Below are 21,924 nucleotides of genomic sequence, written 5' to 3'. Positions count from 1 at the left end.
ACATTTAATTGCGCTAAATCGTTTCATTAAATAAATTACCTTGTATTGGCGATTAAATTAAGGTAAATTATAAAAAATGCTGATATTTTTGACTAAACCAAATGCTAACCCAGAAATACAATCACTGTGTCTAATGAATAATTTGTTTTATAAACACTTTTTTGTTTACTTCTCATTTTTAATTAGTTATAATTAACTAAATAATAGAGCATTAAATATATTTAATAAAACTTATTTAATGCAAAATTATGACTAACATATCTATAATAAATAAAGATTAGATATCAATATATTATCGGGCAAATGTATCGAGCAAGATGCATCAAATAGGGAGGTTTTAAACATGGCAATTACAAAAATCAATGATTGCTTTGAGTTGTTATCAATGGTCACTTATGCTGACAAATTAAAAAGTTTAATTAAAAAGGAATTTTCAATTAGCTTTGAAGAATTCGCTGTATTGACATACATCAGCGAAAACAAAGAGAAAGAATACTATCTTAAAGATATTATTAATCATTTAAACTACAAACAACCACAAGTTGTTAAAGCAGTTAAAATTTTATCTCAAGAAGATTACTTCGATAAAAAACGTAATGAGCATGATGAAAGAACTGTATTAATTCTTGTTAATGCACAACAACGTAAAAAAATCGAATCATTATTGAGTCGAGTAAATAAACGAATCACTGAAGCAAACAACGAAATTGAACTATAATTTTGTTTAGCGCAATTTGGTGAAGTTTGATAGATGATACATTCTATTAAACTTCCTTTTTTTATGTCTTTTTTTGTAAATGTTAAGAGGTTTTGCACTAATGGCACTTAATATAAGGAAGATAGCCGCATAACGAGCAGTATATATCAAATACATTTCAAAAAAAGCTGATTTCTATCAAATAATGAATAGTAATCAGCTTTTTCACATTGCCTAAAGACTTTATGCCCTAGGTTTATATATCACATATTATGATACGCTTTTTAAAAAATTTAAATAATAATTCATAAATGCTTCTGGTTCTTCAATATGCGGTGCATGTCCTGAATGTTCGAAGATTTTTTTCGTAACATTTAAAAAATGCGCTTCCAATTTAAAATGATTCTTATCTTTAATCAAAGGATCATGTTCCCCATTAATTAACAAAGTAGGTACACATGTACGTTTTTTTAAATACATAGGTTCATCTTTATGCAAAATTAATGAACGAATTGCCACCGCACTATCATCCTCAGACTTAATGCTATATATTCTTTGTTTTTGATACCATTTCATCGTCTTCTCTTGATTTCTAAACAATTTAGAAAATAAAAGAATATACGCTTCAGACTTATTAAAACCCGCTATATCATCTTGATATTGTATTAACAATTGAGTAAAGCTGTGTATTAAGTCATCTTTCTTCGATGCAATGGTAGTTAATGATTTTACACGATAAGCATATTTATCTGTAAATAACTTAGCAACTACCCCACCTAAATCATGTCCTAGAATATGTGCCTCATGAATATTTAACTTCTCCATTAGAATTTTTAAATCCTCAACGTGATCGTTTAAATCGTATGATTCACTTTTAGAAGACTTGCCATGACCTCTTAAATCGTAAGTAAGTACTTTATATGATGATGCTAGTTGATGTTGCAAATCTTCAAATCCAGCTAAATTACCATCCAATCCATGAAGTAATATTATAGGATCCCCTTTACCTTCAATTTGATAAGTTAATTGGATTTGAGGATTAATTGTGACTTTATTCATTGTGACACCTCCCTCAATAAACTATATACCCAACCTTCATTCTATATACGCTTCCATTTTATAAACAATTTTTTTAAATTATTTATAAATTACCAAAAGTTATTCCAACAATAAAAAAACTATTCATCTCAATTAATACAATTAATCAAGTGAATAGTTTTATCATATTTATAATCTTGTACGTGAAGATAATCTAATTGTGAAATATATAACTAGAACTACTAATAATATCCATATAATTAATGAAAAAATCTGGGCTGATTGTGGATTATGAATCATTGCATCGACGGTTTTTTGACAAAATAATAAGCCGATTCCCGAAAACTCAAGTCGCTTATAAAATATGCCGGCAATTACTAAAATAATACCAATGAAAAAGAAAAATTGATGTCCAAAATTTGTAATTGGTATAACGCCCCAAGTAATATTAAATGCTTGTAATATAATTAATAACAAGGATATGATAGCGATAATTGTACCCATAATCATTTCTATTTTATTACTACGCAAGTAATTCTTTTGTGACACCCTTAGGTATACAACAATAGTCATTGGAAAAATCACTAAACAATAAAATAGACTCATTCCAGTAATAGCTTGAAACTGAACATACTGTTTATCATATAAATAGGATATGAGAATGAAGTTTATAATAAAGAAAATAACTGGATTCATTTGTAAAGCAAACAAATTCCTTTGAATCATTAATATGATTTGTGCTGGAGATTTTCTTTTATATTCAATATAATCTTGATCTTTCTTTTCAGAATTTTTTATATCAGTAATTACTTTCTCTTTAATATCATCAATCAAATGCGGTGATAAACCTTTATGATTAAAGTAATCTTCTATATTTTCTAGTAAAATTTTATCGTTAATACGCATTGGTAGTACTCCTTTAAAATGAAACATCTTTATTTATTGTATTGGTTTAATTTCCCCTTCGCAAATCATAAAAATTAATATTCACTGTATTATGCCATGTAATAAAATAACCGACAAGTATTGCGATTTAACTTGTCGGTTAAGCACGATTAATTTAATTATTATTTTTCCAAATCAATACGATATAATTTTATGTTTTTATCTTTTGGTGCTGAGGCAAATTGATAAGTCGTTTTGCCTTTTTCAATATATCCAAAATTACCAGCAACTTTGCTATATTCCGTATGTGTTACTGCTTTGCCAACATAATTTTTAACAGCTTGATATGTTGGACCATTAGCATCATTATACATCATTGAAATATGAGTTACTTTACCATTGTTTTTCTTACCATCAGTAGTTACTAATAACATACCTTTTTTAGTATGGAATTCGTAATAATGTTCAGTTCCATCTTCATTGTAAGAATACATAGGATTTTTGTACTTAGTTAAAACATCTTTAATAGATTCGCCAATTTTCACATTTTCTAATGACTGATCACCCTTAATTAATTGTTTAACAGTATCAATAGAGTTGCCACTTGCTGCTTCGGCACTAGTGTTCACTAAGCCTACTCCCATTACAACAGAACATGCAATTATACTTGCCGTTAGTAGCTTTTTCATAAGCACTCTCTCCTTTTATTTATATCGTCTTGTGCTCACAACCATTATACAACAATCATTTCTAAAACAACAGTCATATTACAATTATATTACAAATAATAATTACTACTTTTATATTTCACTTATCACTAAAAATTAAACATGCTTTTCATCGTGATGTTTGTTGATAAATGAAGCTGTATCTTCGACGAATCTTTCTTGCTCTTCAACAAATGGGAATGCACTTGATTCTTGATATACTTCAAAGTCCGCATTTTGGATTAAATCAGCTACTTCTTTAGCTTCCAATCTTGTTGTTCTTTCACCGAATTCTCCTGCAATAATTTTTGTCGGTACTACGACATTTCTATAAGTTTGAGAAATATCAGCGTTTTTGAATACCTCTTTAACTGCTTGAATTTCTTCTTTAGTTGATATTTCATTTGTATCTACGACATGTTTAAGGAATCGATTCATTTTTCTCGGACGATAATACTTACGCTTATTTAAAAATTTATCTTGTTTTTCAGGATCCCAGTTTCGAATAATATGGGCATATTTTCTAAATAAACGTTCTTCCGGTAATTCACCTTCAATAGATGTTGGATTTACCAACATAAGTGATGATGTAAATTCAGGATAACGTACTGAAATATCCGCACCAATGATTCCACCCATTTCATGGCATACAAATGCAACTTCTTCAATGTATAAATATTTAAGTAATTCAACAATGTCATCAGAAAAATCTTTTATTTCAATGTGACGAGGTTTATCAGAATAGCCATGTCCACGTAAATCAATTAACACAACTTGAAATGATTTTGCTAATTGTGCTGCTAATTTATTAAACACAGAATAATTATCAAGTACAGTATGAATCAATACGATAGGATAGCCTTCACCTAATGTACTGTAATGAATCGATGTTCCATCTTTTCTAGTAAATAGATCCATAATTTTCTCCTTTATTATCATTTTTTATTGGTAAAATGGTTAATAATTCTTCCACTGTTGTAATTGTAAAATCAACTTCTTCTTCGAGTGGTTCAATTTCAGCATCTTCTTGTTTATACCATACACTAACCATGCCCATAGCTCGTGCTGGAGCTACATCATTTAACGCATCATCGCCAACATACATAATTTGCTCAGGTAATACCCCTAGTTGATCAATCATATCTTCAAAAATTTTAGGATGTGGTTTACGAAAACCAACTGTTTCTGATGTTGATAAATAATTAATAACATGCATCAAACCAAGTGAATGTAATCGAAATTGTTTAATCTTAGATTTACCATTTGCGATAACACCAATTTGAAAGCCTTTTTGCGATAGCTTTTCTAGTGTATACAAAGTATCGTAATAAGGAAATACATAACGATAAAAATGCATTTCAAAATCATTAAATAAGTCTTTCCAAGTTAACCTATCTACATGGAAACGTTTAATGATTTCTTTATATAAATCAGGTTTATCATTATCTTCATCGTCATCTAGCTCAATAAATGCTTTTTTAAAATCTGCCAGTTGAACATGAATTAAGTAGTCATGAAATCGTTCATATTGCTCTTCGATAAATTTCTCTCGAGATTTAACTCTGTCCAACAACGTACCTTCTAAATCAAATACAACTGCTTTAATTTGATTCAAATCCATCGCTTATGCCCTCTTTATGTTTATAGTTATTTTTATTTTAGCAAATGTCATGTGCTAGTGTAACCGTTTCGACTGAGATATTAGCATGTAAAATAACACTGGTATACCAATTAATGCAATGATAATACTTGCCGGTATTTGTACTGGTGACAATATATGGCTACCAATAAAATCTGCCATAACCATTATTTGTCCTCCAATTACAATATTCAAAGCCAATTGTCTTCCTAATGATTGTTTCCACTGCCATTTTCTAATGAGTTGCGGTATTACCATACCAATGAATCCAATGATGCCAACATATGCGACATTTATCGCCGTTATCATAGAAGCTATACATAACGCGATATATGTAATCAATTGAACATTTAAGCCTAGTGACTGACTTTTTAGTTCTCCTAATTGCAATAACTTTAGTTGATTAAGAATGATAAATATACCAAACAGTGCAATGATAAATGTGATTGCTATTATGGATACATTTGAGTATTCTGCATCACCAAAGCCACCAAACAAATAATTGGCAATTGTATTTAATTTGCGAGGTTTTAATAAAATCAAAAAATATAGAAGTGAATTGAATAATGCACCAATCATTAAACCACTTAATATTAAGATTCTAACTGGATAGCCTTGGCTCAATACCGACGTAATGACTAATACAGTTATTAATGTTATCAAACTAAATGTTATTGAAAATACAGGAATCCATAACGTTGTTAAACCTAAAAATAATGCTAATCCTGAACCAAATGTAGCACCGCTTGCCAATCCTAATGTAAAGCTATCTGCCAATGCATTATTTAAAACTGTTTGAAATATAAGACCTGCAACTGTTAATATCATACCTGTCAACAATGCTTCTAATAATCTCGGTAATCTAACATTGATTAAAATAGACTGGTTAAATACATCATTGATATCCCCCAACTGCCAAAATAGATATATGCTAGTTGTTATAATCAATATGACTATCCAGCTCAATAATACTTTATTAAATGTCATAGCATTCTCTTTTCTTTCATCGATAATTACATTCATTATAGCAATCACATACTCGCGTTGCTATCATTCACTAAATATATTTTAAAAACCCCTTATCTCAAACATGTATTTTTTTACATGTAGCAATAAGGGGCATAATTAGAATGGTTTATTTTCTATAAATTGCATCTCTTAATTCTTTTAATCCTTCATCAATACGTGGACCGGGTCTTGATACTTCATCACCATTTACAACTTCAATACGTGTATTCTTGACAGCATTAATTTTATTGAATCCACCTCTTTTTTTGATGATATCCATATAATCTGATCTTGTCTTAGCTTCCGTCGAAATTAATATATCTGGGTTCTTTTTAATAATACTTTCCTTCGTTACAGGGTTCCAACCATTAATGTCACTATAAACATTTTGGGCTTCTAATTTTTCTAACATATCATTGAAAAATGTATGCTTTCCTGCTGTATATATTTCAGGCTTTGATGAAACCTCAATAAATACTTTTGATTTTTTATGATGAGCAGGAATTGAATCTATGACTTTATCGATATTATCTTTAGTTTCCTCAACAAGTTGTTCAGCCTGCTTATCATGATGCGTTAATTTCCCAATTTGCTTAAATGTGTTGTATGTTTCATCAATTGATTGTGCATCTTTAACATACACTACTTTGATGCCTTGTTTCTCTAATGATGACAATACTTTATTAGCAGTTGCCTTTTGCGACTCATGCGCAAGAATTAGATCTGGCTTTTCCTTTAAAAGTTCCTCTTTATTTAGATTCAAAGCATCAAATTGTTTCTTACCCTCTTTCACATCTTTTGGATAATCATCAACCGTTGAAACACCAACTATGTATTTACCTAATCCTAATTCATATAAAATTTCAGTATTACTAGGCATTAACGAAACAATTCTATGGTACGGCGATTTAGACGAGCCATTATCATTGCTACCTTGTTTATCATTATCTTTCATACCACAGCCACTCAGGACAAGCATAAAAATCAAAATAAAAGCAATTAACGATTTCTTCACACTATCACATCTCCTTTTTAAAGCCTCTTGAGCTTTAGCGATTAGAGGCTTTTATGCAGTTGTGCGCAAGCAAGCCAACTGCGTTCCTCTTCACCTTTAGCGATTAGAGGCTTTTATGCAGTTGTGCGCAAGCAAGCCAACTGCGTTCCTCTTCACCTTTAGTGATTAGAGGCTTTTATGCAGTTGTGCCTTAATATCCAACTGCGTTCCTCTTCACCTTTAGCGATTAGAGGCTTTTATGCAGTTGCGCGGTAGCATCCAACTGTTTTTTACTTTATATGCTTCTATTTATTATATAAGTCCACATACTAAAAGAAAATAGTAAATTATTTTTTATATTTCATATAAACTCATCTATCTAACTTCACAGCGTTTACTTTTTAAAGTAAGGTTCTAAAAAATCATAATTCTTTATATCTTTGTCTCTAAAGTAATGTTTACCAAATACATCTAACAGAGCATGAAATTCATTAGCATCTTGATTTGTAAAATGATTTGGTAATGTGACTACTTTTTTTAATTGATCATAATTTTTAGTGTTTTCATATCCTAATTTATCATATATTTTTCTTGTATAGCTATCTGGAATAAATTCAATACGTCCGAATATATAAACAAGTAAGACATCTGCTGTTTCACTTCCAATACCTTTCAAAGATAATAATTCTTTTCTTAATCCACCTTTATATCGCTCATTAATCTCTTGATAATTGAAATGATGTCGTGCTAACCATGTTAATAATGTTTTAATCGTCAGTGATTTACTTTTATAAAAGCCACTTGAATGTATCAATGATTGTAACGTTTCAATAGGTAGTTCTAATATATGATTTGGATTAAAATGCGTGTGTTCTTTAACTTGATTCAATGCAATTTCTGCATTTCGCCATCTAGTATTTTGAACTAAAATTGCACCTAACATCATTTCAATGTCATTATCAGCAGGCCACCAAAATTGTGGTCCGAGATGTTCATATAAAACTTTATATAATTCATCAGTTCCTAACATTTACACCCTCCATTTTAGAGGGAGTGGGACAGAAATGATATTATCGTAAAATTTATTTCGTCGTCCCACCCCAACTTGCATTGTCTGTAGAAATTGGGAATCCAATTTCTCTTTGTTGGGGCCCCGCCGGCAAGGTTGACTAGAATTGAAAAAAGCTTGTTACAAGCGAATTTTCGTTCAGTCAACTACTGCCATTATAACTTTGTAGAGCATAGAACATTGATTTATGTCTCAGGCTCTCTTATGCAGTTGTGCAGTAGCATCCAACTGCGTTCCTCTTAACCTTATTCACATACTAAGCATTCCCCAATATGTCACATACCTAATTAAAAACACTCCAACACAAAGTATCTTTCGAGAAACTCTACGTTGGAGTGTATATAAATGTTCTTACATTGATTCAGGTGCGCTTACACCGACCATTGCCAATGCATTTTTCAATGTAATTCTGACCGCTTCAATCATAGCAACATGTGCTTTTGTTTTTTCAATATCATCTGTTAACACTTTTTCAGCATTGTAGAATTTATGGAAATGAGAAGCTAAATCTTGAATATAATTAGTAATTCTATGTGCTGATCTATGTTCTGCAGCACTTTCAATTGTAGGCTCAAAGTCAGCTACTTTTTTCAACAATTCAATCGCTTTTTCATTAGTAATTGTTGTAAAATCATTCGCAGCAGTCACTTCAATACCTTGCTCTTTCGCTTGTTTTAAAATTGAACAAATACGCGCATGTGCATATTGAGCATAGTAAACTGGATTGTCTTGAGATTGCTCTTTCGCTAATTCCATATCAAAATCAAAGTGACTATCAGGACTACGCATAGTTAAGAAATAACGTGCAGCGTCAACGCCAACTTCGTCCATAATTTCTCTTAATGTAATCGCATTACCAGTACGTTTACTCATCTTCACTTCTTTACCATTTTCCATTAAACGAACCATTTGCATGATTTGAATTTCTAAACGATTACTATCTACACCAAACGTTTCAAGAGATGCTTTCAAACGATTAATATAACCATGATGATCAGCACCAAATAAATCGATTAAAATGTCATTACCACGTTTAACTTTATCGAAGTGGTACGCAATATCTGGTAAGAAATACGTATATGTACCGTCATTTTTAATTAAGACTCTGTCTTTGTCGTCTTTAAAATCAGTTGTACGTAACCATGTAGCGCCATCAGCTTCATACGTATAACCTAATTCTTTCATTTTTGCTAAAACTTCAAGAATTTCGCATTTTTCATATAAAGATGTTTCACTAAACCAATTATCAAAATGCGTATTGAACTCTGCTAAATCATTTTTCAATTTAGCCATTTCGTATTCTACGCCTAATTTTCTAAATTCTTTCAAACGTGCTTCTTCAGAATAATCTTTAATTTCAGGGTGTTTCTCTGCTAAATCTTTACCTATTTCAATAATATCTTTTCCATTATAGCCATCTTCTGGCATTGAATAACTATTGTCACCTAAAGCTTCAAAGAAACGTGTTTCAATCGAACGCGCTAAGTTAGTAATTTGATTACCAGCATCATTAATATAATATTCACGTGTTACATTATAGCCAGCTGCAGTTAAAATATTAGCTAAAGCATCACCAACTGCTGCATTTCTAGCATGACCAATATGTAAATCTCCTGTAGGGTTAGCCGAAACATACTCAAGCAATACATTTTGACCTTTTGATTCATTTACATGTCCAAATTGATCACCTTTTTCAATTGCTTCAGGAATAATTGCTGTTAAATACTGATTATCTAAGTAAAAATTAATGAATCCTGGACCAGCAATGTCAATTTGTTTTACATGTGCTTTTTCAGTATCTAAGTTATCAACAATCGCTTGAGCAATTTCACGAGGATTACGCTTTGCAATCTTAGTCAGTACCATCGCAATATTAGTAGCATAATCTCCATTTTTTGTATCTTTAGGAACTTCAATTTTAATATCAGGAATCTCATCTGCTAATCCTGCTTTGTTAATACTTGCTGCAATTTCTTCTACTAATGTTTGTTTCACTTGATCAATAATATTCATTCGCCTATCTCCTTATAGTTAATTTCATATTGATAAGAACCCATTTTTTCATTATCTTGATATAATTCATAATGAATCTTTAGCTTGCCACCGTCTCCACTTACGAAATGTAAAATGCGTAATGTTTTAACATCTAGTGGAATTCGTCCAGCCGATATATCGTAAAAAGTTGTTGTCGTTTGTCCTTCAACAAAATGCAAATTCATATTAATGTCGCCTTTACGAATCAACTTAACGCTATCATCATCCACTTTTATTGTAACATTAACTGTTGCATCCTCAATTTGTTCTACATACCGAATAAAGTTAGATTGCCTTTGTTGCCAAGTTCCTTCAGTAGTAAATTCAAATTTTTCTTTTTCGTTGTGCTGTTTCAACACTTGCTTTGTTTGAATACTTACTTTTTTATCCAATTTACTACTCACCTTAATCTTCGCATAATAGAAATATTATAGCATAAAATAAGGTCATCTTGTTATGCCTTCTTAAAGCTAAATAGGTTCAATTAATTAACAATTCCATACTTAATCAACGCTTCATATATGTAAGCCATTTTATAAAATACAAACAACACCTCAAAACCAAAAAACACGAGATTTTCACTATCTTTCATGAAAACCTCGTGTTTGATTATAATGATAGTGTTCAGAGCACTACCTTCTTCATCTATATTTAATCAATTAATATTTTTAAAATTTAATAACCATTCTACCAGTTATAGTACCATTTTCCATTTCTTCAAAAATATCATTGATTTCTTCTAATTTTCTTAATTGAACTTTAGGTGTTACTTTATTTTCAGCAGCAAATTCAAACGCTTCACGTAAGTCTTGTCTTGTACCAACAAGTGAACCTACTACTTCAATACCGTCAAGCACTAATCTTGGGATATCTAAGTTCATTTTATCAACAGGTAAACCAACAGCAACAACTCTTGCACCAGCTTTTACAACATCAACCGCTTGGTTAAATGGCGTCTTAGCAACTGAAGTTACCACTGTTGCATCTAATCCTTTGTTATCAGTTAATTTCATAACTTCTGCAACTGGATCAACATCTTTAGAATTAATAATAGCATCTGCACCTAATTCTTTCGCGAATGCTAATTTATCATCATTAATGTCGAAGGCAACAATTTTAGCCCCCATAACGTTTTTAGCATATTGTAAAGCTAGGTTACCTAAACCACCTATACCAAAAACACCTAACCATTGACCAGGTTTTACATTACTTACTTTTACAGCTTTATAAGTTGTCACACCTGCGCATGTAATAGAAGACGCTGCTGCTGGATCTAATTTTTCAGGTACTTTCACAGCATAGTCTGCAGTAACAATAACTTGTTCAGCCATTGCACCATCTACTGTATAACCAGCATTTTTCACACTACGGCAAAGTGTTTCACGACCTGTTGTACAATATTCACATCTTCCACAGCTTTCGAACATCCAAGCGATAGACACACGGTCTCCAATTTTTAATGATTCTACATCTTCCGCAACTTCGATGACTTTACCAATACCTTCATGACCTAAAGTAACGCCTGTAACATCACCAAAATCAGCATTCTTAACATGTAAATCGGTATGACAAACGCCACAATATTCCGTTTGTACCAACGCTTCACCAGGTTTTAAAGCTCTTAACTTTTTGTCCTCAATACTTACTTTGTGATCTTTCGTTACAACTGCTGCTCTCATAATAATGTCCTCCTTATAGTCACTCCAGTATGTATGATATTAATTGGCGATTACTTTCAAAAAAGAAAACGAATAATTATAGATGTAATTTTTATTTGTAATAGACGCCAGATTAAAACATACTACTGTGACCTTGTTTTTAGTTAGATATCAACCGTTAACTTTTAACGTTTCCCTAGTTAATATGTTAAAAGAAATGACATAATCGATATGCTAACGTGTAATTTTTACTTCACATATATTTATTTAAAGATAATTTATAATACTCTTATCTTCACTCTTATTATAATGTGAATTAATTCACAAAGTATATAGCTATGATCAAAAAAATGTGTCAGTTATTCAAATTTTTTATTAACTACAGATTAATTTAATTTCAAAAAAATTAAAAAAACTCCCAATCAATCTAAGACTTTATTTTCACCTCAAGATTTACGTCGTCATTGAGAAATGAATCATATCTTTATAGATTAATTGGGAAATTTTAGTTTCTAATATTTAATTAAATGCTTGATGTAAAGCATCAGAAGAATGCTTCCACATACCTTCATCATGGTTCATTAAAAAGTCTTTTAAAATAGCTTTATTCTCGTCACCAATTTGATCAATGATAATATGATGTTTCATTGATTTATCCATCATATTAACATGTTCAGGCATACTTTTATAACCACGACGAATTGCTTTATTCACTAATAAATAGCACGCTGTTAAACCAGCGTAATATGGTCCTTGTTCATTACGTTCTGTTGTTACCCAACACAACCAATATTCTTTAGCTTCATCGCCTTCAACAGCAGCTTTATCAGTAATCCATTTCACACCTTTTTCAACTTTGGCACGAGCATGCATGCCTCCAATATCAATAAATGCTTCTTTGTTAGCAACATCGATAAAAACTGGTGCAATATTGTCTAAGCTAATTGAACCAATATTTGTACCTTTATGACCATCTAGAGGGTCATTTTTTATGATATTAAAATTAAAGCCTTTTTTCTCAGACAATGATATAACCTCCATATTTAACGATAACAATTTTAGCCCTGTTTAATTAAGCTCATTAATCAAATTTTCAATAGCTTCTCTAATTGTCTTATCTTTAATCTTTGCAACCATTTCTCTAGGATAATATAATTTATAGTCTTGGCGATTAATGCCTGTAATACTATGAATGACTAATGATTGATTGCTTATTTCTCTAATCGTACCATCTTGTCTTAATAAATGAATCGGTTTGCGATTTGACCCCGGTCGATCATAGTCATATGGCAAATCCGAAAATGCTTCACTCACAAAATAATAATCTGGATTAATACCACCTGCTTCAAACAGTTCTTGCAGTTCTGATATTGTAATAATTGAGCCATCAAATGGAATATATTTAAATAAGTCTCGATTAATAAATCGACTTGCTAAATCACTTAAAATGGCATCATCTTCTTTTGTCCATTTTTCCAAATAATACGTAACTACCGCTTCATCGAGTTCAACATATTGTTCAATCGTAACTGTCTCTTCAAAAAATGGAATAAAATCATGTGGATGCAACTTAAATTCATAGCCTTCATTATAAAGCTGTTTTGCGCGTTTCAAACAATTATTAAGCAGCACTTCTCCACCACGACTAACTGGGTGGAAGTAAATTTGCCAATACATTTGATAACGACTCATAATAAAGTTTTCAACTGCATGCATACCACTTTCTTTGATTAGTACTTCATCTTTAGAAGGTCGCATTAATCTTAAAATACGCTCCATATCAAAAGCACCATATGATACACCTGTGAAATACGCATCACGTTGTAAATAATCCATTCTATCCGCATCGATTTGTGACGAAATCATCGAAATGACCAATTTATTATGATGCGTTTTATTAATTACTTCCGCAACTTCTCTTGGAAACTCAGGCGCCACTTTACGTAATACAGCATTCACCTCAGTATCTCCAGTAATAATCGCTTGTGTGTATGCTTCATGGTCTGTATTAAATATTTTTTCAAAACTATGTGAAAATGGACCATGTCCTAAATCATGTAATAATGCAGCACATAATGCCAACGGTCTATCTTTATTGTCCCATGCATCATGACCAATAAATGACTCATCAATTAATCGTCTAACTATTTCATACACACCTAAAGAATGTCCAAAGCGACTATGTTCTGCTGTGTGAAAAGATAGGTACAGTGTTCCTAGTTGTCTAATTCGACGTAACCTTTGGAATTCCTTAGTTTTAATTAAATCCCATATCAATTGATCTTCAACATGAATATATCGATGTATCGGGTCTTTAAAAACTTTTTCTTCTACTAATTTTAAATCTACATATGCGTTAGTCATTATTCCCCTCCTTTTCGTTTAATATAATATTTAATTTACTTAAAATGCTTTGTACATAAGTGCTAAGTCTAACTTTTCGCCATACATTTCTGGCTCATAAGAGCGTAAGATTGTAAAACCTTGCTCTTTATAGTAAGCTACTGCTTCTTCATTTTTATTATCTACTTCTAAGTAAACACCTTCAAATTTATCTTCAAAACGTGATAATCCTTCATTTAACAATGCTGTACCATAACCTGTATGTTGCGATTCTGGTTTAACATAATGAGCTGATAAATATAATTCTTCACCGTAAATAAAGTTAGCAAAGCCAACGATGTCATTACCTTCTTCAACGACTAAGAATAATTGTTCTTGAAGTCTTTTCTTTAAATGATGTTCATTATATGAAGCTTCTAACAAGTGATTAACTGTTGTCGCAGCGTATATATTTAAGTATGTATTAAACCAAGCTTTAGTTGCGACATCTCTAATTTGAACAACATCTTTTTCAGTTGCTTGTCTTACCTTGAACATGACTTTCTCCCCTTATTAACAAGTTTTAATAACGGCATTATACCACAACTTGCTCAATACTTAATAAACAATGATTGTCTATTCAATTTATATATTTATATTTTCCGTTAAAATTAAAAATAAAAAATAACGAAGCAAAAAATCACTTCGTTTAGTATGAGGTATGTCTTATTGCAATATACTATTCCACTCAGTTGCACGTGCTAAGGCATAGTTGTCTTTCATGATGTCACCAGGCTTTTCAGCAGTTCCAATAATATAACCATTTAAAGTGGCACCTAAAAAGTCTAAACTATATTTCATTTGCGTAATTGCTGGCTTCGCTTTTATTTTTGGACAATCTCCACCAACTAAAATAACTCTAAAATCCTTTTCGGCCATTTGTGCCTTAAAATTAGGATATCGTTTATCTTGTAATGTTTCTGACCAATGTTCGATAAATGCTTTCAATGGTGCTGAAATGCTATACCAATACACTGGTGATGCAAAAATAATTGTATCACTAGCCAATATTTTATCTAGAATCGGCAAATAGTCATCGTCATATGAAGTAATAGTCTCTGCTGTATGTCTCACGTCACGTATCGGTTTAAACTGATGTTGTGTCACGTCAATCCATTGATACTCTAAATCTTGCAAAGCGAATTTTGTTAATTGTGCAGTATTACCGTTTGGTCTACTCCCACCAAACAAAACAGTAATCATTTTAGCCTAACCTCACTTTTGATTAATAAATATCTGTGTTTTTCGTTACCTAATTATACTATCATAAGCTTTGCCTACCGAATAGTAAAACGCTTACAACTTTTATATAAATTTGACGAAATTTCGTCATGCCTTATATAACGTCGTTTGTGATACGGGGCTAATTCATGATGAAATTAGATACATATATCACCATTAAATACAATTCATTTAGTCTTCAATCGGAAACAGTTCATCGATATATTGAATCTCATCATCTGATAAAACGATATCTGCAGCTTTAATATTTTCAACGACTTGTTCTGCACGTTTTGCACCAGGAATAATCACATCGATAGCTGGTCTCGTTAAATAAAATGCTAATACAATGTTCGCAATTGAAGTTTGATGTGCTGCAGCTATGCTTTCCAAAGCTTTTACGCGACGCACATTTTCTTCAAATACACCTGGTTTAAAATCACGACGTGTAGTACGATGGTCACTAAATTTAGTGTTCTCATCATATTTTCCAGCTAAAATACCGGATGCTAATGGGAAATATGGAATAAATGTGATTTGGTGATCAACACAATATTGTAATACTGCCTCATTTTCGCGATGCAATAAATTATATTCTAACTGTACAACATCAACGTAACCATCTTTATTTGCTTCTTTAAGTTGATCTAATGTGAAATTTGATACACCAATTGCTTTAATCTTCCCTTGTTCCTTAAGCTCTTGTAATGCTGCAACTGCTTGATCTTTCGGAGTGTTGTTATCCGGAAAATGAATATAATATAAATCGATATAATCAGTTTGTAGACGTTTCAAACTATTCTCAACTTGTTGTTTTAAATATTCCGGTTGATTGTTCTGATGTACTTCTTGATTTTCATCAAATTCATGAGACCCTTTCGTAGCAATTTTAATTTGCTCTCGCGGATATTCTTTAACAACTTCTCCAACCAATTCTTCTGATCGTTCTGGCCCATAAATATATGCCGTATCTAATAAATTAATACCATGATTAATGGCTTGACGAACAACATCTTTTCCTTGTTCTTCATCTAAGTTCGGATATAAATTATGCCCACCTACTGCGTTCGTCCCAAGTGCGATTGGAAACACTTCAACATCAGATTTACCTAAGTTTACAAATTGCTTCATTAGACCCAGCTCCTTATCTTTATAACTTTTCCACTATCACACTATCATGATTTAATACAACTTCCAAATGTTAGAATTAGAGCTTGAATTTAAGCGGTGTAATAGGAAAACGTTATATAAAACTCAGTTAAAATAAGTATTGCTTAAATTGATATGCATATAGCGCGATTGCTCGTTGACCTTTAAATTACATGTACTTTTGAATCAGAAATTGAAAAACATTTAAGAACGACAATATTAAAGCCATTGCAAATTTAATTTGGTAATTTCTATTGGTTTTTAAGTATGACATGAATGTTTTTATCTATAATTAAAGCTATATTAACTAGAAAAAAACCCATTATAACTGCAATCCAAACAAAATATACTATTATGTTTTGATAACTCATTGATAATAGTGCATCTAGGAATAGCATAGTCAATCCGCCAAATAAAATATATCCAAATAATGTGAAACAAACATTTTTTAGTGTAGGTATTAAAAAAATTTTTGACCTTTTATTTTTAGTATTATAAATATTTAAAGATGATTTTTTAATTAGGCGTACATAAAATATTAAAATCCCTATAAATGTGATGCAACATATGGCAATAACTAATTTTTTATCAAGTTGAATGTCAAGTAAATGTGTATATTTTCTTAATGCAACTCCCAGCAAAGCAGAGCTACCTGCAACTGGCCAAAAAACATTCTTTTTAGCAGGTTTAACAATATTTAAGTTTTCAAACTCTTCTCTACTAATTTTGACGTATTCTTTTGGGATGAACCAATTAATAAAAGGAAAAAATAAACTAATCCAAGTGCTTATTATATCGACCATTAAGTATTCATCATTATATTTAATAATTCTATATTTTGGGTTTTTATTGATGATTTTAGATTCGCATAGCAACATTTACCAGCTCCATTTCTTAGGGCTTATATGATTAGAAATACTTTTTGAAGCTTCACCATGACATTTTCAACACCATCTACTGTTTTTTCTGCAGATTTTTCTACAGCATCTATACCAACGTCTAGTTTATGTCCTATCCAATCGTTTTTATCTTTTATTCCAAATTCATTTTTTTGATTGGTCCAATATACAAGTATTGCCGAAATAGAACCTGCAGTAAATCCAGCTAAACCATCATTTTTCCACCGTGTTAGTTTTAGATAATACATAAATTTTTTTGTCAATAATCGATGACATGTTTAACAGAAAGAAACCTGCAGTCATTACCAACCAACCAATAAAGCCTATTATATTTTGAGGATTTAAAGTTAATAACATACTTAGAGCCATTATTGAAAGACCGCCAAATAAAAAATAATAAAATATTGTGAAACAAAAGTTTTTTAATGAAGGAAATAAAATTATTTTCCCTTTACTAGAGTTATTATTATAAATTTCCAACCTTAGCTTACGATTCAGAAATAAAAAAAGTATTAAAACACCCAGAAATATTGCACAACATATTACAATCACCATGTTTTTCTCTAATTGAATATTAAGTGAAGGAATATATTTTCTAAACGTAACTCCGAACAAAATAGTACTACCTGCAACTGGCCAAAAAGCTTTATTTTTAACAGGTTTGACAATGTTTAAATCGTCAAATTCTTTTTTACTGATTTTGACATATTTTTTTGGAATTAACCAATTAATCATAGGAAGAAATAAAGTTAACCAGGTACTTACTAAATCAATCATTAAATATTCATCACCATATTTAATAACTCTATACTTAGGATTTTTGTTGATAACTTTAGATTCACATAGCAATATTTATCACTACCATTCCTTTGTTTATTATTCCTATTAAAACTTTTCAATTCCATTTGATTTAAATAATACATGAACTTTATTGTCATATAGTGAGCACATATTTAAAAATAAGAAAAACAAAAATATTACAAACAAAGTTATAAATAATATTATATTTTGAACTTCAATCGTCAATAACATATAAATAGTAAAGAATGAACCACCACCTAAATAAATATATAAAACTATTGATAAACAAAGACTCTTTAAAGTGGGAAATATGATTATCTTATTGCTTTTATTTTTGTTTTCATTATAGATTTGTAACTTTAACTTTTGATTTAAATATAAAAAAAACAGAAAAATACCTAGTATTATGATGCAACAAATTAAAATTACTATACTATATTCATATTTAACGATAAATAAATGGGAATACCTTCTTAACATAACACCAAATAAGACCGTACTTCCTGCCACTGGCCAAAAAGAATTGATTTTAGCTGTCTTCACAATGTTTAAAGTTTCAAAATCTTTTTCGCTGATTTTGACGTACTTTTTTGGAATCAGCCAATTAATCATTGGGAAAAAGAGTGCTAACCATGTACTTACTAAATCAATCATCAAATATTCATCTTTGTATTTGATAATTCTATATTTGGGATTCTTATTAATATTTTCAGTTTCACAAAGCAATGTCTCCACTTCTTTTCAATTGGTTTTATATTGATACACTTTCATATACATTAGAAGTCATTTAAATTCTACTAGCGTCTTAAAAGGATTGTGTCGACAACATTTAGAATATTTTAAATGTAATCAATTATTTTTCATTATAACGCGAACTTTTTCATTACCTATCGAAGTCATATTTAACAAAAAGAAAAGCATTGTCATCATAATCCAATAAATAAATATTATTATATTTTGAGGTTCGATTGTCATAAGGGCAATTAATGAAAATATTGAAAAACTTCCAGCGAAAATATATCCGAAAACTAAAAAACAGCCAAGTTTAAACGTTGGTATTAATATAACTCTCTTATTTTTTTCAATATTTGTATCAAACACTTTTAACTTAAGCTTTCTATTTAAGTTAAAATAAAAAACTATAACACAAATTAAAGCGAGAGCACACAATATCATTACAACTAGCTTATCTAATTGAACATCAAAAACATGTATGTATTTCCTTAAAGTAACTCCAAACAAAACCGAACTTCCTATAACTGACCAGAAAACATTATTTTTATTTGGTTTAACAACATTTAAATTTTCAAATTCTTCTTCGCTAATTATCGCGTACTTTTTTGGAATGAACCAATTAATGAAAGGAAAAAAGTACACGAACCAAGTGCTTACTAAATCGACTAATAAGTATTCACCGTTATGTTGAATGACTTTGTATTTCGGATTTTTATAAATGACTCTGACATCGCAAAGCAACATTTACCACTCCCGTTTCATTAGTTTTAAATGATCCCCAATACTTTTTGTACCTTCACCAACTATCGTTCCAACACTATCTACAGCTTTTTCTGTGGTATTTTTAAACAGCGTCTATTTAATGTCTTATCCAATTAGTTTTATCTCTTAATCCAAATTTATTAGTATGAAAAGTCCAATTTTTAAGAATTGTCTAAACAGATTCCGCAACAAAACCAGCTAAAACCGTCCATACTATTGGATTAAAAACGCCAATGTTATAAGAGCTATCATACAAAATAACACGCTCTATATTTCATTTTTAAATTAAAACAGTTTTTTCCTTTATCAATCACAATGGGCATTTTCACTTGGTATATTCAAACATTACTATCTATTTTCCTGATTTAAGATATGATTATATTTTTTTGAACCACCGTTTAAATATGCGATACTACCAATTTCGATCATTTTTACTACTCGTTTATTCTTAAAATAACATGAACATTTTTATTACCTATCGAAGCCATATTCACTAAAAAGAAAAACATCGAGATAATAACCCAAGTTAAAAATATTATTATATTTTGTGACTCTGTCGTCAAAAGAATGGTTAAAGTAAATATTGAAGCGCTTCCTAAAAAAAAGTACGCAAAAACTATTAACAATCCTTGTTTGAAAGTCGGTATTAATACAACTCTATTCTTATTAACCACGTTGGTATTAAAAATTTTTAATGTTAATTTTTTATTTTTATCTAAATAAAAAATTAACATCCCTATTAACATGATAAAAAATACAGTGATTGCTAGTTGTTTTTCAAACTGAACATTAAAGAAGTTACCGTACTTTCTCAATATAATTCCAAATAGAACTGAACTTCCTGCAACCGGCCAAAAAACATTATTTTTAACAGGCTCGACTATATTTAACCTTTCAAATTCATTTTCGCTAATTTTTGCGTATTTTTTGGGCAAAAACCAATTAATCATAGGGAAAAAATAAGTAATCCAAGTACTTACTAAATCGACCATGAAATATTCATTATTATATCTAATAACTCGATATTTAGGATTTTTATAAATTTGTCTAGATTCACAAAGCACTGTTTACCACCCCTAATTAACAATTGAAAACTAACTAAATTTGTAACTATTTATTAGACTTTAAGAATATATGTACTTTTTTATCTATAATTGAATGCATATTCATAAACATAAATAGCATAGTCATGAAAAGCCAAGAAACATATAAGATTAAATTTTGCACATTTTCAAATACCAACAAGTAAAATGCCCCATAAGACATGAAACCAGTAAATAGGTAATAAAAAATTGTGAAACAAATATTTTTAAAGGAGGGTAATAATCTTAATTTAAGTTCATTATTTTTACTTTCATTATAAATATTTAATGTTAATTTCTTATTTAGATAACAATAAAAAAATATAATCTCTAAAAACCCAATGAAACAGCTGCTCCAAACAATTAGTTCTTCTAATTGAAAATCAAATAAATAAGTATTTCTTCTTACAGTACCACCAAGTAACACAATACCCGCGAATATGGTCCATCCTATCGATTTATTTTTAACTGGTTTGACAATATTTAATTTTTCATAATCATTCTTAGTGATTTTGACATATGTTTTCGGTATGAGCCAGTTAATAAATGGAAAGAAGAAGACAATCCAATTACTTGCCAAATCAATCATTAAATATTCACTATCGTATTTGATTATTCGATATTTAGGGTTTTTATTAATAACTTTAGATTCGCAAAGCAATGTCTCCACATCCCTTTAATTTTATGTGTAATACATTTTTCGATACTTCAAAAGACATTCAAATACTATCAAGTTACTGTCATCAAAGGTTTTATTAACTGATATTTTCATATTTTTAATCTGAATTTAGTACTTTCACTTAATTTTTAAGTATGACATGAATGTTTTTATCTATAATTAAAGCTATATTCACTAGAAAAAAACCCATTATTGCTGTAATCCAAGCAAAATATACTATTATGTTTTGATAACTCATTGATAATAGAGCATATGAGAAAATCACTGTCCATAAAATAAAAAAAGCATATCTAAACAATGTTAAACAAAAATTTTTTAGTGTTGGTATTAAGATAATTTTTGACCTTTTATTTTTAGTATTATAAATATTTAAAGATGATTTTTTAATTAGGCGTACATAAAATATTAAAATCCCTATAAATGTGATACAACATATAGCAATAACTAATTTTCTATCAAGTTGAGTGTCAAGTAAATGTGTATAC

Annotated in this window: 24 protein-coding genes and 2 pseudogenes; 1 reads left to right on the top strand and 25 read right to left on the bottom strand. The window is 30.1% G+C overall.

All coding sequences use genetic code 11. From position 1 onward, the window contains the following. The first annotated feature begins 343 nt into the window (after nucleotides 1-343). Complete coding sequence (gene sarA, locus IDG66_RS07975; RefSeq protein WP_001018677.1) at nucleotides 344-718, top strand: global transcriptional regulator SarA; 375 nt, start codon at nucleotides 344-346, stop codon at nucleotides 716-718. Nucleotides 719-967: 249 nt separating this feature from the next. Here sarA and IDG66_RS07970 read toward each other — a convergent pair whose 3' ends face one another. The 25 genes and pseudogenes from IDG66_RS07970 to IDG66_RS07850 all read right to left on the bottom strand — a co-directional run. Then, nucleotides 968-1,756: an alpha/beta fold hydrolase gene (locus tag IDG66_RS07970; protein ID WP_001045423.1), complete on the bottom strand. Its 789-nt coding sequence runs from the start codon at nucleotides 1,754-1,756 to the stop codon at nucleotides 968-970. Between the two features lie 168 nt (nucleotides 1,757-1,924). Next, nucleotides 1,925-2,641, bottom strand: coding sequence for a hypothetical protein (locus IDG66_RS07965; RefSeq protein ID WP_001222133.1), 717 nt, complete (start codon nucleotides 2,639-2,641; stop codon nucleotides 1,925-1,927). Nucleotides 2,642-2,802: 161 nt separating this feature from the next. Then, nucleotides 2,803-3,309: an SA0570 family protein gene (locus IDG66_RS07960; protein WP_000735558.1), complete on the bottom strand. Its 507-nt coding sequence runs from the start codon at nucleotides 3,307-3,309 to the stop codon at nucleotides 2,803-2,805. Between the two features lie 135 nt (nucleotides 3,310-3,444). Next, nucleotides 3,445-4,245 carry an alpha/beta fold hydrolase gene (locus IDG66_RS07955; RefSeq protein WP_000362978.1) on the bottom strand — a complete coding sequence of 267 codons (801 nt, stop codon included), beginning with the start codon at nucleotides 4,243-4,245 and terminating at the stop codon, nucleotides 3,445-3,447. Further along, a complete protein-coding gene (locus IDG66_RS07950; RefSeq protein ID WP_000365354.1) occupies nucleotides 4,229-4,948 on the bottom strand; it encodes an HAD family hydrolase in 720 nt (239 codons plus the stop codon). Before IDG66_RS07950 ends, IDG66_RS07955 begins: the two co-directional genes overlap by 17 nt. Before the next feature lie 54 nt (nucleotides 4,949-5,002). Further along, on the bottom strand, nucleotides 5,003-5,953 hold the full coding sequence (locus IDG66_RS07945; RefSeq protein ID WP_010922824.1) for a FecCD family ABC transporter permease: 951 nt from the start codon (nucleotides 5,951-5,953) through the stop codon (nucleotides 5,003-5,005). Nucleotides 5,954-6,101: 148 nt separating this feature from the next. Next, a pseudogene (locus tag IDG66_RS07940) lies at nucleotides 6,102-6,881 on the bottom strand (ABC transporter substrate-binding protein); the annotation flags it as partial. A gap of 481 nt (nucleotides 6,882-7,362) precedes the next feature. Further along, complete coding sequence (locus IDG66_RS07935) at nucleotides 7,363-7,998, bottom strand: endonuclease III domain-containing protein (RefSeq protein WP_000901765.1); 636 nt, start codon at nucleotides 7,996-7,998, stop codon at nucleotides 7,363-7,365. 390 nt (nucleotides 7,999-8,388) lie between these two features. Then, nucleotides 8,389-10,050 (bottom strand): arginine--tRNA ligase, encoded by a 1,662-nt coding sequence (argS, locus tag IDG66_RS07930; RefSeq protein ID WP_001021136.1) that lies wholly within the window; start codon nucleotides 10,048-10,050, stop codon nucleotides 8,389-8,391. After that, a complete protein-coding gene (locus tag IDG66_RS07925) occupies nucleotides 10,047-10,463 on the bottom strand; it encodes a YwiB family protein (protein ID WP_000359085.1) in 417 nt (138 codons plus the stop codon). The genes argS and IDG66_RS07925 overlap by 4 nt, the downstream gene beginning before the upstream one ends. A 92-nt stretch (nucleotides 10,464-10,555) precedes the next feature. Further along, nucleotides 10,556-10,663, bottom strand: coding sequence for a hypothetical protein (locus IDG66_RS07920; RefSeq protein ID WP_000655099.1), 108 nt, complete (start codon nucleotides 10,661-10,663; stop codon nucleotides 10,556-10,558). Nucleotides 10,664-10,739: 76 nt separating this feature from the next. Next, nucleotides 10,740-11,750, bottom strand: a complete 1,011-nt coding sequence (gene adhP / locus IDG66_RS07915) for an alcohol dehydrogenase AdhP (protein ID WP_001200748.1) — start codon at nucleotides 11,748-11,750, stop codon at nucleotides 10,740-10,742. Between the two features lie 498 nt (nucleotides 11,751-12,248). Then, complete coding sequence (locus IDG66_RS07910; protein ID WP_001788287.1) at nucleotides 12,249-12,770, bottom strand: YwhD family protein; 522 nt, start codon at nucleotides 12,768-12,770, stop codon at nucleotides 12,249-12,251. Nucleotides 12,771-12,797: 27 nt separating this feature from the next. Further along, nucleotides 12,798-14,093 (bottom strand): HD domain-containing protein, encoded by a 1,296-nt coding sequence (locus IDG66_RS07905; RefSeq protein WP_000180230.1) that lies wholly within the window; start codon nucleotides 14,091-14,093, stop codon nucleotides 12,798-12,800. Between the two features lie 39 nt (nucleotides 14,094-14,132). Then, nucleotides 14,133-14,609 (bottom strand): GNAT family N-acetyltransferase, encoded by a 477-nt coding sequence (locus IDG66_RS07900; RefSeq protein ID WP_000477504.1) that lies wholly within the window; start codon nucleotides 14,607-14,609, stop codon nucleotides 14,133-14,135. A 168-nt stretch (nucleotides 14,610-14,777) separates the two neighbouring features. Continuing rightward, nucleotides 14,778-15,314, bottom strand: coding sequence for a flavodoxin family protein (locus IDG66_RS07895; protein ID WP_000633782.1), 537 nt, complete (start codon nucleotides 15,312-15,314; stop codon nucleotides 14,778-14,780). Between the two features lie 210 nt (nucleotides 15,315-15,524). After that, on the bottom strand, nucleotides 15,525-16,463 hold the full coding sequence (locus IDG66_RS07890; protein ID WP_000808902.1) for an aldo/keto reductase: 939 nt from the start codon (nucleotides 16,461-16,463) through the stop codon (nucleotides 15,525-15,527). Nucleotides 16,464-16,732: 269 nt separating this feature from the next. Further along, nucleotides 16,733-17,359 (bottom strand): DUF443 domain-containing protein, encoded by a 627-nt coding sequence (locus tag IDG66_RS07885; RefSeq protein ID WP_000923044.1) that lies wholly within the window; start codon nucleotides 17,357-17,359, stop codon nucleotides 16,733-16,735. Then, nucleotides 17,360-17,577 (bottom strand): annotated as a pseudogene (locus tag IDG66_RS07880) (T7SS effector LXG polymorphic toxin); the annotation flags it as partial. A 16-nt stretch (nucleotides 17,578-17,593) separates the two neighbouring features. Next, a complete protein-coding gene (locus IDG66_RS07875) occupies nucleotides 17,594-18,229 on the bottom strand; it encodes a DUF443 domain-containing protein (RefSeq protein ID WP_000882123.1) in 636 nt (211 codons plus the stop codon). A gap of 36 nt (nucleotides 18,230-18,265) precedes the next feature. Continuing rightward, complete coding sequence (locus IDG66_RS07870; protein ID WP_000882182.1) at nucleotides 18,266-18,907, bottom strand: DUF443 family protein; 642 nt, start codon at nucleotides 18,905-18,907, stop codon at nucleotides 18,266-18,268. 123 nt (nucleotides 18,908-19,030) lie between these two features. Beyond that, nucleotides 19,031-19,660, bottom strand: coding sequence for a DUF443 domain-containing protein (locus IDG66_RS07865; protein ID WP_000923036.1), 630 nt, complete (start codon nucleotides 19,658-19,660; stop codon nucleotides 19,031-19,033). Nucleotides 19,661-20,112: 452 nt separating this feature from the next. Continuing rightward, the gene (locus IDG66_RS07860) at nucleotides 20,113-20,742 is read right to left on the bottom strand and encodes a DUF443 family protein (protein ID WP_001837136.1); all 630 of its coding nucleotides are present in this window, start codon (nucleotides 20,740-20,742) and stop codon (nucleotides 20,113-20,115) included. 46 nt (nucleotides 20,743-20,788) lie between these two features. After that, nucleotides 20,789-21,430 (bottom strand): DUF443 domain-containing protein, encoded by a 642-nt coding sequence (locus tag IDG66_RS07855; RefSeq protein ID WP_001793603.1) that lies wholly within the window; start codon nucleotides 21,428-21,430, stop codon nucleotides 20,789-20,791. Nucleotides 21,431-21,560: 130 nt separating this feature from the next. Beyond that, the coding region (locus IDG66_RS07850) for a DUF443 family protein (protein ID WP_206172185.1) at nucleotides 21,561-21,924 on the bottom strand (364 nt) is incomplete at its 5' end.

It is taken from the genome of Staphylococcus sp. EG-SA-18 (assembly GCF_017151825.1).
Taxonomy (GTDB): Bacteria; Bacillota; Bacilli; order Staphylococcales; family Staphylococcaceae; genus Staphylococcus; species Staphylococcus aureus.
The sequence above is the reverse complement of the archived record's forward strand: the minus strand, read 5'-3'. Positions and strand labels throughout refer to the sequence as shown.

What these genes read in the sequence shown, in the direction of transcription:
- IDG66_RS07910 (WP_001788287.1), bottom strand. Translation starts at nt 12,770, where the DNA reads ATGGAGGTTATATCATTGTCTGAGAAAAAAGGCTTTAATTTTAATATC.
- IDG66_RS07890 (WP_000808902.1), bottom strand. Translation starts at nt 16,463, where the DNA reads ATGAAGCAATTTGTAAACTTAGGTAAATCTGATGTTGAAGTGTTTCCA.
- IDG66_RS07945 (WP_010922824.1), bottom strand. Translation starts at nt 5,953, where the DNA reads ATGACATTTAATAAAGTATTATTGAGCTGGATAGTCATATTGATTATA.
- IDG66_RS07950 (WP_000365354.1), bottom strand. Translation starts at nt 4,948, where the DNA reads ATGGATTTGAATCAAATTAAAGCAGTTGTATTTGATTTAGAAGGTACG.
- IDG66_RS07895 (WP_000633782.1), bottom strand. Translation starts at nt 15,314, where the DNA reads ATGATTACTGTTTTGTTTGGTGGGAGTAGACCAAACGGTAATACTGCA.
- IDG66_RS07900 (WP_000477504.1), bottom strand. Translation starts at nt 14,609, where the DNA reads ATGTTCAAGGTAAGACAAGCAACTGAAAAAGATGTTGTTCAAATTAGA.
- IDG66_RS07905 (WP_000180230.1), bottom strand. Translation starts at nt 14,093, where the DNA reads ATGACTAACGCATATGTAGATTTAAAATTAGTAGAAGAAAAAGTTTTT.
- IDG66_RS07865 (WP_000923036.1), bottom strand. Translation starts at nt 19,660, where the DNA reads ATGTTGCTTTGCGATGTCAGAGTCATTTATAAAAATCCGAAATACAAA.
- argS (WP_001021136.1), bottom strand. Translation starts at nt 10,050, where the DNA reads ATGAATATTATTGATCAAGTGAAACAAACATTAGTAGAAGAAATTGCA.
- IDG66_RS07965 (WP_001222133.1), bottom strand. Translation starts at nt 2,641, where the DNA reads ATGCGTATTAACGATAAAATTTTACTAGAAAATATAGAAGATTACTTT.
- IDG66_RS07955 (WP_000362978.1), bottom strand. Translation starts at nt 4,245, where the DNA reads ATGGATCTATTTACTAGAAAAGATGGAACATCGATTCATTACAGTACA.
- adhP (WP_001200748.1), bottom strand. Translation starts at nt 11,750, where the DNA reads ATGAGAGCAGCAGTTGTAACGAAAGATCACAAAGTAAGTATTGAGGAC.
- IDG66_RS07970 (WP_001045423.1), bottom strand. Translation starts at nt 1,756, where the DNA reads ATGAATAAAGTCACAATTAATCCTCAAATCCAATTAACTTATCAAATT.
- IDG66_RS07920 (WP_000655099.1), bottom strand. Translation starts at nt 10,663, where the DNA reads ATGAAAGATAGTGAAAATCTCGTGTTTTTTGGTTTTGAGGTGTTGTTT.
- IDG66_RS07935 (WP_000901765.1), bottom strand. Translation starts at nt 7,998, where the DNA reads ATGTTAGGAACTGATGAATTATATAAAGTTTTATATGAACATCTCGGA.
- IDG66_RS07885 (WP_000923044.1), bottom strand. Translation starts at nt 17,359, where the DNA reads ATGTTGCTATGCGAATCTAAAATCATCAATAAAAACCCAAAATATAGA.
- IDG66_RS07960 (WP_000735558.1), bottom strand. Translation starts at nt 3,309, where the DNA reads ATGAAAAAGCTACTAACGGCAAGTATAATTGCATGTTCTGTTGTAATG.
- sarA (WP_001018677.1), top strand. Translation starts at nt 344, where the DNA reads ATGGCAATTACAAAAATCAATGATTGCTTTGAGTTGTTATCAATGGTC.